This is a genomic window from Methylomonas sp. MgM2 (assembly GCF_054172045.1).
Window position 1 is genome coordinate 62,354 of the sequence record NZ_JBSYXO010000011.1, and the last position, 14,595, is coordinate 76,948.

Annotated in this window: 13 protein-coding genes; 12 read left to right on the forward strand and 1 reads right to left on the reverse strand. The window is 39.9% G+C overall.

What is annotated here, in order from left to right; genetic code table 11:
- Nucleotides 1–13: 13 nt before the first annotated feature.
- From ACW73I_RS10525 to ACW73I_RS10560, 8 genes are all read left to right on the forward strand, one after another.
- Nucleotides 14–301 (forward strand): DUF4351 domain-containing protein, encoded by a 288-nt coding sequence (locus ACW73I_RS10525; protein ID WP_458029262.1) that lies wholly within the window; start codon nt 14–16, stop codon nt 299–301.
- A gap of 606 nt (nt 302–907) precedes the next feature.
- Entirely contained in the window at nt 908–1,396 is a 489-nt protein-coding gene (locus tag ACW73I_RS10530) for a hypothetical protein (protein WP_458029263.1), read from the forward strand.
- A gap of 27 nt (nt 1,397–1,423) precedes the next feature.
- Nucleotides 1,424–2,938, forward strand: coding sequence for a lipopolysaccharide biosynthesis protein (locus ACW73I_RS10535; protein ID WP_458029264.1), 1,515 nt, complete (start codon nt 1,424–1,426; stop codon nt 2,936–2,938).
- Nucleotides 2,935–4,287, forward strand: a complete 1,353-nt coding sequence (locus ACW73I_RS10540; RefSeq protein ID WP_458029265.1) for a putative glycoside hydrolase — start codon at nt 2,935–2,937, stop codon at nt 4,285–4,287. The genes ACW73I_RS10535 and ACW73I_RS10540 overlap by 4 nt, the downstream gene beginning before the upstream one ends.
- 101 nt (nt 4,288–4,388) lie before the next feature.
- Nucleotides 4,389–5,567, forward strand: coding sequence for an O-antigen ligase family protein (locus tag ACW73I_RS10545; protein ID WP_458029266.1), 1,179 nt, complete (start codon nt 4,389–4,391; stop codon nt 5,565–5,567).
- Nucleotides 5,533–6,654 (forward strand): glycosyltransferase family 4 protein, encoded by a 1,122-nt coding sequence (locus ACW73I_RS10550; RefSeq protein ID WP_458029267.1) that lies wholly within the window; start codon nt 5,533–5,535, stop codon nt 6,652–6,654. The genes ACW73I_RS10545 and ACW73I_RS10550 overlap by 35 nt, the downstream gene beginning before the upstream one ends.
- A 51-nt stretch (nt 6,655–6,705) precedes the next feature.
- Entirely contained in the window at nt 6,706–7,824 is a 1,119-nt protein-coding gene (locus ACW73I_RS10555; protein ID WP_458029268.1) for a glycosyltransferase, read from the forward strand.
- Nucleotides 7,825–7,991: 167 nt separating this feature from the next.
- Nucleotides 7,992–8,558 (forward strand): serine O-acetyltransferase, encoded by a 567-nt coding sequence (locus ACW73I_RS10560; RefSeq protein WP_458029269.1) that lies wholly within the window; start codon nt 7,992–7,994, stop codon nt 8,556–8,558.
- A 116-nt stretch (nt 8,559–8,674) separates the two neighbouring features.
- On the opposite strand, the gene ACW73I_RS10565 is transcribed toward ACW73I_RS10560, so the two are convergent.
- Entirely contained in the window at nt 8,675–8,959 is a 285-nt protein-coding gene (locus ACW73I_RS10565; RefSeq protein ID WP_458029270.1) for a hypothetical protein, read from the reverse strand.
- Between the two features lie 133 nt (nt 8,960–9,092).
- On the opposite strand from ACW73I_RS10565, the gene ACW73I_RS10570 reads away from it, so the two are divergent.
- From ACW73I_RS10570 to ACW73I_RS10585, 4 genes are all read left to right on the forward strand, one after another.
- Nucleotides 9,093–9,902: a glycosyltransferase family 4 protein gene (locus ACW73I_RS10570; RefSeq protein WP_458029271.1), complete on the forward strand. Its 810-nt coding sequence runs from the start codon at nt 9,093–9,095 to the stop codon at nt 9,900–9,902.
- A gap of 4 nt (nt 9,903–9,906) precedes the next feature.
- Nucleotides 9,907–10,659, forward strand: a complete 753-nt coding sequence (locus ACW73I_RS10575) for a WecB/TagA/CpsF family glycosyltransferase (RefSeq protein WP_458029272.1) — start codon at nt 9,907–9,909, stop codon at nt 10,657–10,659.
- Nucleotides 10,660–11,024: 365 nt separating this feature from the next.
- Complete coding sequence (xrtD, locus tag ACW73I_RS10580; protein WP_458029273.1) at nt 11,025–12,641, forward strand: VPLPA-CTERM-specific exosortase XrtD; 1,617 nt, start codon at nt 11,025–11,027, stop codon at nt 12,639–12,641.
- Nucleotides 12,642–12,807: 166 nt separating this feature from the next.
- Nucleotides 12,808–14,508: a glycosyltransferase family 4 protein gene (locus ACW73I_RS10585; RefSeq protein WP_458029274.1), complete on the forward strand. Its 1,701-nt coding sequence runs from the start codon at nt 12,808–12,810 to the stop codon at nt 14,506–14,508.
- Nucleotides 14,509–14,595: the final 87 nt, after the last annotated feature.

A 14,595-nucleotide genomic window follows, 5' to 3' on the forward strand; every position in this document is an offset into this window, starting at 1 on the left:
ACAGATAAAAGCCATGTTAGCTCTAGAAGACATAGAACTGAAACAAACCCGGTTTTATCAGGAAATTGCCGAGGATGAGCGGCGTGAAGGGAGGCTGGAAGGCAAACTGGAAGGGCGCAAAGAAGAAAGCATCGCCTTAGTCACCCGCCAGCTTCGCCGCAAATTCGGCTTGCAGCCGGAACTGGAAACGGCGCTGCAACGACTACCCGGTATGGACATAGCGACGCTGGAAGACCTGGCTGACGCATTGCTGGATTTTGCAAACCTGGCTGACTTGCAAAACTGGTTTGACATCCAATGAGCCGCGATCCCACTTTGGCTTCGATTCCCGGACGCGAATCGAAGCCAAATAGGCGAAAATGACCAAGCCTCGCCCTCTGGAGAATCGACCGCCAAACCCATGCTATACGCCCAAGACAACCGCGAATTTGAAATAAACGTGAAGATATCTCGAGTGACACGCCAACGCCCTCCGACAGAAAAGCCCAACAGCCCGCCTTCACCCAACCGGCCGATTACTGCTATGTTTAACCCGATATCGGCAGCCGGATAACATCATGACCGCCCGCCATGGCAAACCCAGTGATAATCCAACACCCGTTTCAATCCGATCATCGAAGCGCACCCCGCATTGACCCACTGCCACAAGCCCTGAAAAGCCTGAAACAAGGATCAACTACCCAGCTAATAACCAGCATTGCCGGCTTCAATGGCTCCAACCTTTTGGAAACATTGCTAAGCCACGACCAAAGCGTCATCGGCCTAGAGGGCAAATATTAGAAGTTGGCGTCAGAAATACCGAACTGGTATGCTTGGCTCAGGTTGAACAATCACTGAGTCTTGTTATACTGCCGCCATCAACTAAACCGGCTGTCTGTCGATTATCGAAAAATCACAGGAAAGAGCAATGGATAATGCAAAAATCATCAAAAAAAGCCAATTACCAAAGCTGATCTTTATCAATCGGCATTTCTATCCCGATCACTCCGCTACTAGCCAAATGCTAAGTGATTTGGCTTTTGGACTAGGCGAAATACAAACCGGACACAAAATCCAGATAGTTACTAGCCGGCAGCGTTATGACAATGCCTCGGCCAATTTACCAGCTTACGAAATGGTCGGAAACGTCCATGTTTACCGCATAGCAACAATCCGATTTGGAAGACAAAACCTTCTTGGCCGAGCGATCGATTACCTCAGTTTTTACATATCATTCTTTCTCGCATTAATCAAAATCGCATATAAAAGCGATACATTAATCGCGAAGACCGACCCGCCGCTGATTTCCATAATCGCCGCATTAGTCGCGAAATTGAAGCAAGCCCATCTGATTAGCTGGCAGCAAGAGTTATTTGCGGAACTCGCTGTCCAACTCGGCGTAAAAATAGTTATTTAACTACCCTACTACCAGCCTAAGCTCCGAGTGAAACCCTTAATCGTAAAAAATGTAACCATATTATTTAGTGGAACCATCCTCCAAAAGATAATCACCTTTGGAGCGCTTTTTTATTATACGAGAAATTTTTCTCCGGACGAGTTATCCATAATACCTATTTATTATTTAGTAACAAATTTATCGCACGTTTTTTTTGGATTTGGCATTCAAGCTTACATAATGAAGAAAATCCCAGCTCTCTTGTGTACAGATCAACTTTATGCTAAGGCACTGATCCGAAAAATTCTATTACTAGCTTATAGCTCCGGATTTCTATTTGGAATATGTTTCTTTTTAATATCATACACCCATAGCTTCACAAACGAATTAAGACTGCTGACAAAAACAGGTATATTAATGTTCTCAATTGGAGCAGCATTTGAGTGCATGAATGCTTCGCAAAGAGAAATATTATTGGCCGCAAAAAAAGTGAAAGCCATAACTTATTTGAATATCGGAAAAGCAATACTGTTGCCATCTTTAATATTAATTTTAAATCTAAATACCCGCGCAGATGAGATTGCAAGCGCTCTTTCAGTTGTCTCTTTCCTATCTTTTATTTTTACGCGATTCATGCAAGGCAACCTTGTAAAAGATATATCTCCATTACCTAATGTAAAACTTATTGAAATTATAAAGGAATCGTGGCCTTATTACCTGGAAAGCGGATTGATGTTACTTCGCAGGCAAGGAGACCAAATAGCCATTGCTACGTTCATGAGTACCGAATCACTAGGTATTTACTATGTTGCACAACGACTTGGTGAAATGATATGGTCGTTTGTTCAACAAATAGATGCGGTACTAACTCCAGAATTATCTCAAAAAGCGGCCGTTTCGAAAACTGCACTCAAAGATACGTTTGACTTATTAATCAGAAGCGCAATGTATATAAGCACGCCTATTGCGTTAATCTCGATTAGCTTAGTTCCAGTATACATACAAGTGGTAACCGACAACAATTATCAAAGCGCAAGTATTCCAGCCGCAATTCTATGTTTTAAAATAATCCCGGACATTATGCGAACAATCGTAATAGGTCGAACCGTACTTGTGTCCTGCTCATCGATAGCGCGGTTTAAAATGACTTTTTTTGAAACCATTGTTCTTGTTCCTCTATCTATAAGCGCGGCTATGAGTGGTGATATTAACCTGGTAGCCTTAGCGCCAATCACCAGTGCTATTATTTCGGGTATTTATGGCATATTTTTACTGAAGAAAAAAATAAACGCAAGATTTCCTATATCAGAAATATTCTTTCTCATTTCTTCATTTACGATCTCATTATATGCCTCTAACTACAAAATATGGATAAGTTCAAATCCTATATTAAATTCGATCGCGGCAATGACCGTGGCGCTATTTATATATATTATATTATTTGTAAACGTTGTTAACGTTAACGCTTTACGATTTTTATTTTGTAAGCTAGTGCCGAATAGATTAAATTTTATTATTGACATATTATTGCTCATGAGAATAAAAAACGGGGGACACAAATGAATAAGACCTCACAAATAGTTATAACGATACTATTATTAATTAATCCCATCAACGCATTATCTCTGTCAACTCTTAACAACAAGTTTATCAATACATTTCTAATTTACTTGGGCGGTGGGAAAAAATTAACTCCTATGGATTCAATTCCTGTATCGAATTTCGATCTAATTGTCGTAGACCGGTTTCGATATAAAAACATCACCGATAACACATGGACCACATTAAAAGCACATAACAAAGACTTAGCAATTCTGTTATATCAAAACGGCCCCCAAGTTTCAGATAACACCGACCACTTATCTCCCTACTATCTCAATAACATTGGAAGGTTAAATACGATAAATAGCAGTAATAGCGACAGCATAGACAAACACGAAGACTGGTTCTTAGTCAATAAAGTTGGCATGAGACTCCGAAGCACAGTAAATTATCACAGTTATCAGCTAGACTTTGGTAATCCAGAGTTTCAGCAATTCTGGCTTAATGCTACATCGGCCGACATAATAAACAGGCCTTGGAAAGCGGATGGACTAATGATAGACAATTGTGCAACCTTTAACACAAGCACATTAAAGAAAATGTTATACGTCCAGTCCGAGAAATATCCTGATGCAAGCTCTTGGGATATTGCATTAAATCAGTTCTTAGCTAAAGTAACTGAAGAATTACACAGCAAAGGCCAGTTAGTTATGCCAAATAGAACTAACTCTCGCCTTTCGACAGGAGAAAAAGCATGGATTGAGTTAGACAAATCGAAAAACCCTCCTGATATTGTTTTCGATGAGGGCGCTTTTGTAGTCAGTTGGGGGCGAGGTGATGCTCAGTTTTTCCCAATCGAAGACTGGCTAAGACAAATTAATTTACCTGAAAAAATACATAACTCTTCCATCGCTTATCTTAGCCACACCGACTTAAACGAAAATGAATCCGGATACGACTCGAAGGGTAATTCCGTAAACTTCAATCAAATCCTTCAATATGCATTAGGATCATATTTGCTAGCCAAGCGATCAACGCCGCCATTTACACTGTTTGGTTTTGATTACAATAGGCAAAATGGCGACTATAAAAGAATATCATGGCTTAATATATATAAAAACTTCGACTTTGGTAAGCCGCTCGGCAAAAACAAAAATATATCAATTAACATATACGCTAGAGAATTCGAACGTGGCTTTGTGTTCGTAAATCCCACATCCGAAAAAAACGATATAGACCACCACCCTGACTATCGATCAATAATTAAATTAAACCCAAATGGGACAATCGCAGAGGAGTCGCTCACCAATAAAGACAAAATCACGATTGAACCACACTCCTCTCTTTTTATTTCTAAAATTCACAAGTGAACAAGTACACATTCTTATTATGCGCACTATATATTGAATTGGTTCTTGAATCTGGAATACATCTAGAGAGTGCATTTAGCCAAGGACTCAGCTTTAAAAACATGATTCTTTACCTATTATTTTCTATGTCACTTACAGGTCTGTTTGGACCAGGAAAGATTCCCTCCAGCGCAAATGTAAGATCATGCAAAATAATATTGGTATTAATCGTCTTTTATGGCGCAATTTCCATAGCAATACCTTATCTAGAAAACACCCGTAAATTTAATTACCCAGAAGCCATAATTAGCATCAAGAATATATTGCTCGACAGCCTAGCCTGTTATATCGTTTTTTATTATTTTTATTTCTATAAAAATGGCGGCAGACCGCTAATTTTCATTATGGTTATAGTAATTGGCATTGCCGGATCGCTAACCGTATTAGATGGCATATCAAACTCAATAAGTTTGTTTGGGTTTGATGAACAAGAAAAAAATAGGCCTCGAGGCGCGTTTGGTGAGCCAAACCAAACTGCCCTGATATTTGCACTTTATACCCCGCTTATTACATCGTTTTTAATTTCTAAAACAAAATATAAGCTAATCTATCTTTGCTGCGCTTTCGCTGCAATATTAGCAATCATAATTACATCCTCACGAGGCGGGGTTCTGGCGCTGGCAATTGGTTTATTGACCTTTTTATTCTTAATAAGAAAGCACACGGGAACCGGATACAAAATACTTTTATCTATCAGCATACCTTTGTGCGGAATAATATTTTGGAATGTATTACCTGACAACTATACCGAATTAATTGTTCAACGCTTCTCTTTTCTCGGGGAGAAAAAAATAAACGTAACGCAAGCAAGCGCCGGAAGAACTTATTTATGGACTTTAGGTTATGAGATGTGGTTAAAAGCACCGATATTTGGTGCCGGCTGGACTGCATTTAAGAGCGCTACGGGATTGGCGGCACATAACACGTTTTTACAATATTTAATTGAACTGGGTGTAATTGGGGCATTTTTATTTATACTTTTTTGGTACAAAAGCTTTAAGTTCCTGTTGGAAGCGAGAAAGTTTTGTCATACAAATACCGATGCAATTATACTTTGCGGATTCGCTTCCGGCCTTGTAGCACTTATGGTAGGCCTCTTCTTCGTGAACTTATATAAACCATGGTTCTTTGCTTGGTCTTACATTGCTGTAGGCCACGCCTTCGCACATGAATTATCCATTAAAACAACATCATCAAAGCGAGCCAATGAAAATCGCATTTATAGACTTTCGAATACCTGAAATTATCAGAAACGAAAATACTGCCATCGGCGGCTGGCCAGTTGAACTTCTTAATTGGATAACAGGTTTAGAATTAAACTATATTGATATCTATTTGCTTACAGATGAACAGTCTGCGAATGAAAAACACAGCACATCTTTCAAAATGGTTGGCGCGTACGATCAAAAATACAAAGGCATAAAGTATATAAAATATATTTACTATATTATGCCGAAACTATTTTTTTGCATAAAAAGGCTTAAGCCAGATATATTCATTCAAGGCTGCGCCAGCCTCGATACAGGCCTTATCTCATTGATATGCAAGCTATTAAATGTGCCATTTTTATACCGTGTAGTAAGTGACTTGGATGTTGAAGAACAAAATCGATCGTTAAAACGCTATGAGCTAGTCTCGTTCCATCTCGGTTTAAAATTCGCTTGCGGATATATATGTCAAAACCAATATCAATATGACACTTTATCAAAAAGATACCCGTCAAAGCCGAATCTAAAACTATACAATCCTTTTTTTTGTAAAACGAATATTGAACCAAATAACAAACAAGCTCGGTCATATATCGCATGGGTCGGAAATTTTCGATGGCAGAAAAACTTACCGCTTCTTTATTTTTTGGCTAGCAGCATTGAGCATGTACGCTTCAAAGTTGCTGGAGCTCCTAACGCTAGAATGGATAAAAATACGCAATTAGCATATGACAAGCTAACGAAACTTCAAAATGTTGAATTTGTTGGTCACATTAATAACAGTAATATTTTAGATTTTTTAAACTCGGCGATCGCACTTGTAAACACCTCGGAAGTGGAAGGCTTTTCAAACACTTTTTTGGAAGCGTTTTCAGTCGGTACTCCTGTGATAACACGAGAAAAAGTCGATCCTGATCAAATAATTAAAAATAACAATCTCGGTTTTTCCGGTAGATCTGATTCCGACTTAATCACTGCAATTACCGAGTTTTGGGAGATGCCTTCAGAAGCGTATAGAGTAATTAGTCAAAACTGTTTTGATTATGTGCGCATTAAACACGATCCAAAAATCTTAAGCAACGAATTGATAAGTTTTATTTCGAAAATAAAAAACACATAACAGCTCACTCAATAATACTCCTTATGGCATTTTTTGTAATTGGCCTCCGCTATGAAAAACTTGTTATTTGTCACGCCGAGTCTTAGACCGGGCGGCGCTGAAAGACAGCTTGTAGAATTGATAAAAGGCTTGGATACCAGTATTTATAACATATTTATTATCACAGCCGAACGCAATGACAACGGATATTATCCTGTTATCGAAGCTCTCGGCATTCCGGTAACGTGCTTCGAGCGGCGTTTCAAATTTGATGCATCACCCATTTTCAAAACCATTTGTTTTATAGTAAAAAACGATATCGGCATTATTCACACGTTTCTTAACTTAGGGAGCCTAATTGGCATTCTTGCAGGAATAATCACCAACACACCGATTATTTGCTCGTCATTGCGTACAGCCAGAGACGAAAATATGATTTATTGGGCATGCAATCAATTTTTTTCCTATTTTTCTGACTTTTTTGTATCAAATTCAAAGATAGGATTCGATAATCGATTTGATAAGATGCGGAGAAATTTTTTTATTATACGTAACGGTGTTGATTTCAATAGATTTGTTAAAAATCAGGAAATTCAACAGCGAATAGCGACACAATTACAATTGAATCGATGGAGCTATAAAATAGGTATGATCGCTTCAATTAGCCCCAAAAAAGACCACGCCACGCTTATTAAAACTGCAAAACTGGTTTTGTCGCATTATCCGTCTGCTGTTTTTCTTTTAATCGGTGACGCGCCGGACTCCACTAAAACACAACTCGAAAATCATATCCATTCTCTAGGATTAGATGACAATATCTTAATAACAGGATTCCGTAGCGATGTAGATCAACTCATACAGTTACTGGATATCAGCATTTTATTGACCGCGGAAAAATTCGGAGAAGGTTCACCCAATGCAGTGATTGAGAGCATGGTCGCTGGCATACCGGTTATCGCCAGCAGAGGAGGCGGAACTGACGAGATCATAGAGGACCGAATAAATGGCATTTTGGTCGAACCGGCAAACCCGGAACAAGCGGCACTGGCTATTATATCTCTTATTGAAGACAATAGTTTTGCTAAAGAAATAGCGAAACGAGGCCAATTATTCGCTTGTGAGCATTACTCATTGGAACGATACGTAAACGACTACAACAATTTATACAAGAAAGCAGAAAAAATTAATTAATTTTAAAAACATAGGATAATATGTGTTTTCGCCGCTATCAAATTTAACTAACCGATAGTTATAAAATATTGAAAGGTCACTTGAAAATTATACAAGGTCGTTTTTTATTTATAGCCACGTATTGTTAATTTTTTAATAAAAGCAATGATAAAAGACATTCCTTTGCCATGATAAAAAGCCGCGCCGATTATTTATATTATATTGAAGCAGACCGAGTATCGCTTAATTGCGAGAAAACACTAAAGAACTACCTATTTAATGACATTTGGCGATTTCAAAGGTTGCTTCGTAAAACGGAATATTTGACCAATTGTAACTGTAACAAATTCCTACGTGCATTTGCGAAATACAGGCTTGTAAAGCTATCTGTGAAGTTAGGATTTACAATTCCTATTAACGTGTTTGGCCCAGGTTTATCAATTGCTCATCGAGGAACTATTGTCGTCAACAAAGGAGTAAGAGTCGGCGCTAATTGCCGCATACATGTGTGTGTCAACATAGGTGCACAAGCCGGCAGACCGGAACAAGTTCCTGTCATTGGAGATAACTGCTATATAGGGCCTGGAGCAAAAATATTTGGAGCCATAAGGTTAGCTAATGATATTTCAATCGGGGCAAATGCGGTTGTTAATAAAAGCTTCGAAGAGCCTGGAGTCACTGTTGCCGGCATTCCGGCAAAGATCATATCGAACTCTGGTTCACAAGATTTACACATTAAAGGTGCAAAGCTGTAGGCGTAAACTACGTAGTTAGATAGGTGCTGGCAACAGTTCAGTATTTATTTGCAATATCTGAACGCTTTTTGTCATACTTTGTGATAATTGCTGATTAACTTTTTGGTAGATGATAATTAATGTGCCTGTTTAAACATATCAACAACACGAATGATTAAGGTTTCTATAATATATCCAGCCGACCCAGTCGGAATAATTCCCGGTGGTATCGATACCTGTATTAGAGACATAATACGTTCCGCCCCGGCAGATTTCGAGTTTTCAATATTAGGTGCAACTACCGACCCTCTTTCGCGACCAGTTGGTAAATGGACTATCTGCAAAATAAGCGATAAACCCTTTAATTTTTTTCCGGTCCTTTGCCTAAAAAAACCTGGAAAACAATCATTTTTTCCAGCCATATTAAAGCACCTTATACCATTGCTATTAAAAAAACCAAGTCATAAATTCGATATATTGCAATTCCATAGAATCGAACCATTGATACCCTATATAAGTATCACTGCCCCGAAGTTTTGTATCATACATCAGAATATGAATGTAATAAAAAACGGTAACTCTGATATTCGGTGGAAGCACATACCAAGCATTTATTTTAAGTTAGAGAATTGGTTAATACCTCAGTTTAACCGTTTATATTGTGTCCATGAAAAAGGCGTTGCAAATTATAAAGCACGATTTCCGTCAATCTCGGATAGATTTGAATTTCTACCAACATGGATGAACCCTGATATTTTTTTTTATGCCGACACTCATCAAAAACTATTAATACGTAAAGAACTAAAAGAAAAATACGAAATACCTGAAAATGTCAAACTCGCCGTATTTGTCGGTAGAATAGATAGTCAAAAAAATCCATTAAGACTTATTAATGCTTTCCGCAATACGTTGGCAATACATGGAAATGCACATCTATTAATAATTGGCGATGGAGTATTAAAACAGCAAATTCAGGACGAAGCTAAACGTATTGGGATATCTCATGCGATAACGTTTACAGGGATAATGCCAAATCAATTAGTGGCAAGATATCTTCAAGGAAGCGATCTTCTTGTCCTTTCATCCGATTACGAAGGAATGCCCCGTTGCGTTTTAGAAGCATTAGGTTGCGGTATTCCCGTCGCCACCACTAACACTGGCGAGGTCGGTAAAATCGTCATACCCGGCGTCAACGGTCAAATTTCAAAGGATTTTAGCGTTGACGGTTTTTCTGATGCCTTAATTGATTGTTTTACAAATTTAGATATTTACAAGGGAGTACCTTGCTTAAATGCTGTTAAAAATTATATACCCGTTAGCGTTTTAAAACCGCTATTTCAAGCTTATCGGGAATCTGTAAAATAAACTTATGAATTCGACAATTAATATCTTGGGTTATTTGATTAGCAACTCGGGTTTAAAAAGAGACGCGGACCTTGCAATGCAAATTATAAATAGCGACGCTCAATCGCATTATATGGCTTGCGCCAATCCGCATTCGCTCGTCGAAGCAAAGTCGGACCGAAAATTCGCTGAGGCACTTCATCAGGCGGACATATTAACTCCCGACGGAGCAGGAATTTTACTTGCTGCAAGACTTTTGCATTTGCCTATGAGTGAAAGAGTAGCTGGCTCTGAATTTTTTCTTGAGGTTTTAAAACGATGTAATGCGCAAGGTAATGTCAGAATGTTTTTCCTTGGCTCCACTCAAGATGTCTTAGACAAATTAGTTAAGCGTGTAGCAAATGAATTTCAAAATATCGAGATCTGTGGCACCTACTCTCCTCCATTTAAACCGGAGTTTTCCGATATTGATAACAGTCTTATGGTATCGGTCATCAACAGCTCTAAAGCGAATATACTTTGGGTGGGTATGACTGCTCCCAAACAGGAGAAATGGATTTTAGCTAATAAAAATCGCTTGGATGTTAATTTCATAGGGGCAATAGGGGCTGTATTCGACTTCTATGCCGGCACAAAAAAGCGAGCGCCGCTATGGATGTGTCGTTTAGGATTGGAATGGCTTCCTCGGCTATTAAGAGAGCCCAGACGGCTTTGGAAGCGGAATTTTGTTTCTACGCCATTATTCTTGTGGGCAGTGATTAGACAAATGCTTTCTTGATTAATATTGTTAACTTTAAAACGAATGTAAAAAACAATCAGCGTAAGTAATTGGTCCATGACCGACACATGATTCAGCCAATTATTTTTTATCTGATTACTTACGAACCTCAGTTAACTTGAAAAAATTTAAACCAGTCATTATCAAATGGTTACAAAACAAATCCAGGCGTCGCTTCCAAGCATAATTACGTTTGCTTTGAAAGTTTTCAGATTTCCAGGTCTGAGATTTATTAATCCAAAACCAGAGCATCATGACTCGAGTAGGGAGCTTACTTGAACTAAGTTGACTCAAGGTTATAAGTAATCAGATATTTTTATCAATAGCCTCGGAATTATTCGTCTAGCCGATTAGAGCATCTCACAATGGACTTACAATTAAAAAATAAGAATGATCAAATATTCATAACTCTTGCGTCATGGGGCGCATCTCTTTTATTGATTTGCTTAGTATTTCACGAAAGCTTGACCGAAATGGTCAACATATGGGTCAACCAAGAAGAATACAGTCACGGATTTTTTATTCCGTTGATTAGCGTCTATTTAATCTGGGTTCGTCGCCAAGAACTTAGTTTTGTTAAAAATTTTCGCGCATCAATCTTAGGCTTAGTGATTCTGCTATTTGGCATGGCGTTGTTCGTGCTCGGCGGATTAGCAACCATCCAGGCATTTCAACACTATGCTTTTATCATAGCGGTGATAGGTGTTTTTACAGCTGCATTTGGCCTTAACGGACTAAAACGGTTTTGGGTACCTCTTCTATTTTTGGTATTCATGGTGCCTTTCCCGCAATTCTTTATCAACAACCTTTCCTCCAAACTGCAATTAATTTCCTCTTGGCTGGGCGTCGAGTTCATCCGCGCTTGCGACATCATGGTATATCTGGAAGGCAACGTGATCGACTTAGGCGGCTATAAATTGCAGGTTGTCGATGCTTGCAGCGGCTTACGTTATCTATTTCCGCTCGCTAGCTTATCATTCTTATGCGCGTACCTGTTTAAAGGCCCGTTCTGGCAAAAGGTATTGGTGTTTTTGTCCTCGATTCCGTTGACCATTTTCATGAACAGCTTCCGCATTGGCGTAATCGGTTTGCTGGTGAATATCTGGGGCACAGAAATGGCGGAAGGCTTTTTGCACGATTTCGAAGGCTGGGCCGTGTTCTTGTTGTGCATGGTTTTGCTGTTTATCGAGATGTGGTTGTTCTCACGCTTAAATGGCCAAAAAACCGGATTCTCCGAATTGGTGCAATTGCCTGAAGAGTGGTTTCTTAACGCCGGCAAAGCGCAAATGGGCTTTTATTTGAATAAGTCCGTATATGCAGTACTCGGCCTGATTGTCGCATTTGGCATCGCCGGACAATATGCTCGAGGCGGCGAGGAAATCATTCCGCAACGCAAGGCTTTCCTTAATTTCCCGATGCAGCTAGATGCATGGCAAGGGCGACGTGATTATATCGAGCAGAAATACATCGACACATTGAAATTGACCGATTACATTGTGGTCAATTACCTGGCTCCCGATACCAACGTTCCGGTTAATCTGTATTCCGCTTATTACGAGTCGCAACGTGAAGGCGCTTCGGTTCATTCGCCGCGTAGCTGCATTCCCGGCGACGGTTGGCAAATCACCAGCTTCGAACAACGCAGTTTTCCCGATTTGCGGATTCAAGGTACGCCTTTACAGATCAACAGGGCCGTCATCGAGAAAGGCGAGTATAAGCAACTTGTTTATTACTGGTTCCAACAACGTGGCCGCTCGATTACCGATGAGTATTTAATGAAGTGGTACTTGTTCTACGACGCTCTGACGATGCACAGAACCGACGGTGCGTTGGTTCGCTTGGTTACATCGCTGGATAAAGGCCAGAATATCGAGTTGGCGGACAAACGTTTGCAGGCGTTTATGCAAGATTTAGTTAAGGTCTTACCGGAATATCTACCCGGCAAGGAAATCGTTCCGGCTAAAGTTATTTTGCCCGATTAAGACTATATTTCCTGTCTAGAGGAGGACCGCAAAGGTTAAAGCCGTTTTTCCCTCCGCGAGAGAATGAAGTTTTTGACTATTACGCTGACCGCGTCAAAACGAGCGAAGCTAATTTTCCGCTCGGTATATCAGGTATAGCGATAGCGGCTTATACAGGCATTACGAAATGGAATTATTTTTAAGTTTTACTTTAGCCACCGTAATCAGCGTGCTGTTAATGCCGGTTTTGATTAAATCGGCGGGATATTTAGGCATGCTGGACGAGCCGGATGACCGTAAAGTCCATAAGCAATCCACTCCACGCTGCGGCGGACTAGGCTTATCGTTCGCAACCTTAGTCACAATCGCCATTCTTGCGCCATTTGCCGAACCGTTCAGCAGCCTATTGGTTGGCGGTTCCGTTATCGTATTATTCGGCTTATTGGACGATATATTCGAATTGAATTATAAATGGAAATTTTTCGGTCAATTCATTGCCGTCGTTTTTGTTTTATATAAGGGCATCTATTTGCGTTGCCTGCCATTCGCCGGCTTGGACGACGCGCCTTTATGGATCACCTATCCTTTGACGGTTATTTTTGTGGTTGGCGTTACCAATGCGGTTAACTTGTCGGACGGTTTAGACGGCTTGGCGGCAGGCGTTATGTTGATGACGTTGGCTGCAGTTGCCTTTTTCTCGAACCATGTCGGAGGAAAAGATCTGGCGTTAATTGCCTTAGCTTTAATCGGCGGTATTTTGGGGTTCCTACGATTTAACAGTCATCCGGCCGTCGTATTCATGGGCGACACCGGCAGCCAGTTTATCGGTTTTATGGCGGCATTTTTATGCATTTACTTAGTCGAAAATGTCTATATCACGCTAAACCCCGGTTTGCCGTTATTGTTGTTAGGTTTACCCGTTTTAGATACGGTAATGGTAATGGGGCAGCGCCTTTATATCGGCAAATCGCCGTTTGCTCCGGACAAAAGACACATCCATCATCGATTATTGGCGCATGGCTTCACGCATGCCGAAGCCGTCTCCTGCATTTACGCTACCCAAGCAATTTTTTTACTCGCCGCATTTACATTACGCTACCAAAGCGATTTTGCCGTTTTCGGTACCTATGTATTAATTTGCATTTTGATATTGGCATTTTTCTATTGGGCGGACCAGTCCGACTGGCAATTGCGGCCGGAAGTTAATTCCCATGACCGGCGCAGAAGCCTATTAAGACGCTTTGATTGGCTATATTGGGGAGCTCGACTTTATATAGAGTTTGCACTTTTGCTCTATTTATGCGCGATGATTTTGGTCATGTTTAAATCGATCAATTTATTTAACAAAGCGGAACTCTTTTTTTGGATCAGTTTAGGCTTATCCGTGTCGCTGGTTTTTTTATTGAATGCGCCATTAATTAAGTCGATCGTTAAGTTATGCATTTATATCACCGCGACTTTTTCAGGATTTATCTTAACCAGCGACCATTTAGATAATTCCTATATCGACCTGTCGGTTAATATTTATTTGACTTGCTTGATGCTGGTGATTTTTATAGGTATTAGAGTAACGCGCCGCAGCGTATTTTCATTTTCCACGCAGGATCTTTTAATTTCTTTTTTCGCAGTAGCAACAGTATTGTTATCCGATACCCACTTCCCGCTTATATTTTTATTCCGGCTTTTATGTCTTGCGTACGCTATCGAGTATTTATTTAACTTTCCATTAAGGCCTTACAGATTGCTCAAGCTCGCCGCGTTGATTTGCGGTTTCATGGTTTTCGCCTTCGTATTGCACAACTCCGAATTAAACGTCAACGCGTTAAATTTTCAAGTCGATTCCAACAACACCGCATTGTTCGATTTGACCGGTAATTTCGCTTATTGAGGTTAATAATCGGAAACGCGGCGCCTAGGCATGATCGACTTCGACAAGACGAGCAGACCTAATATCGTCTAAAATCGCTCATATTTT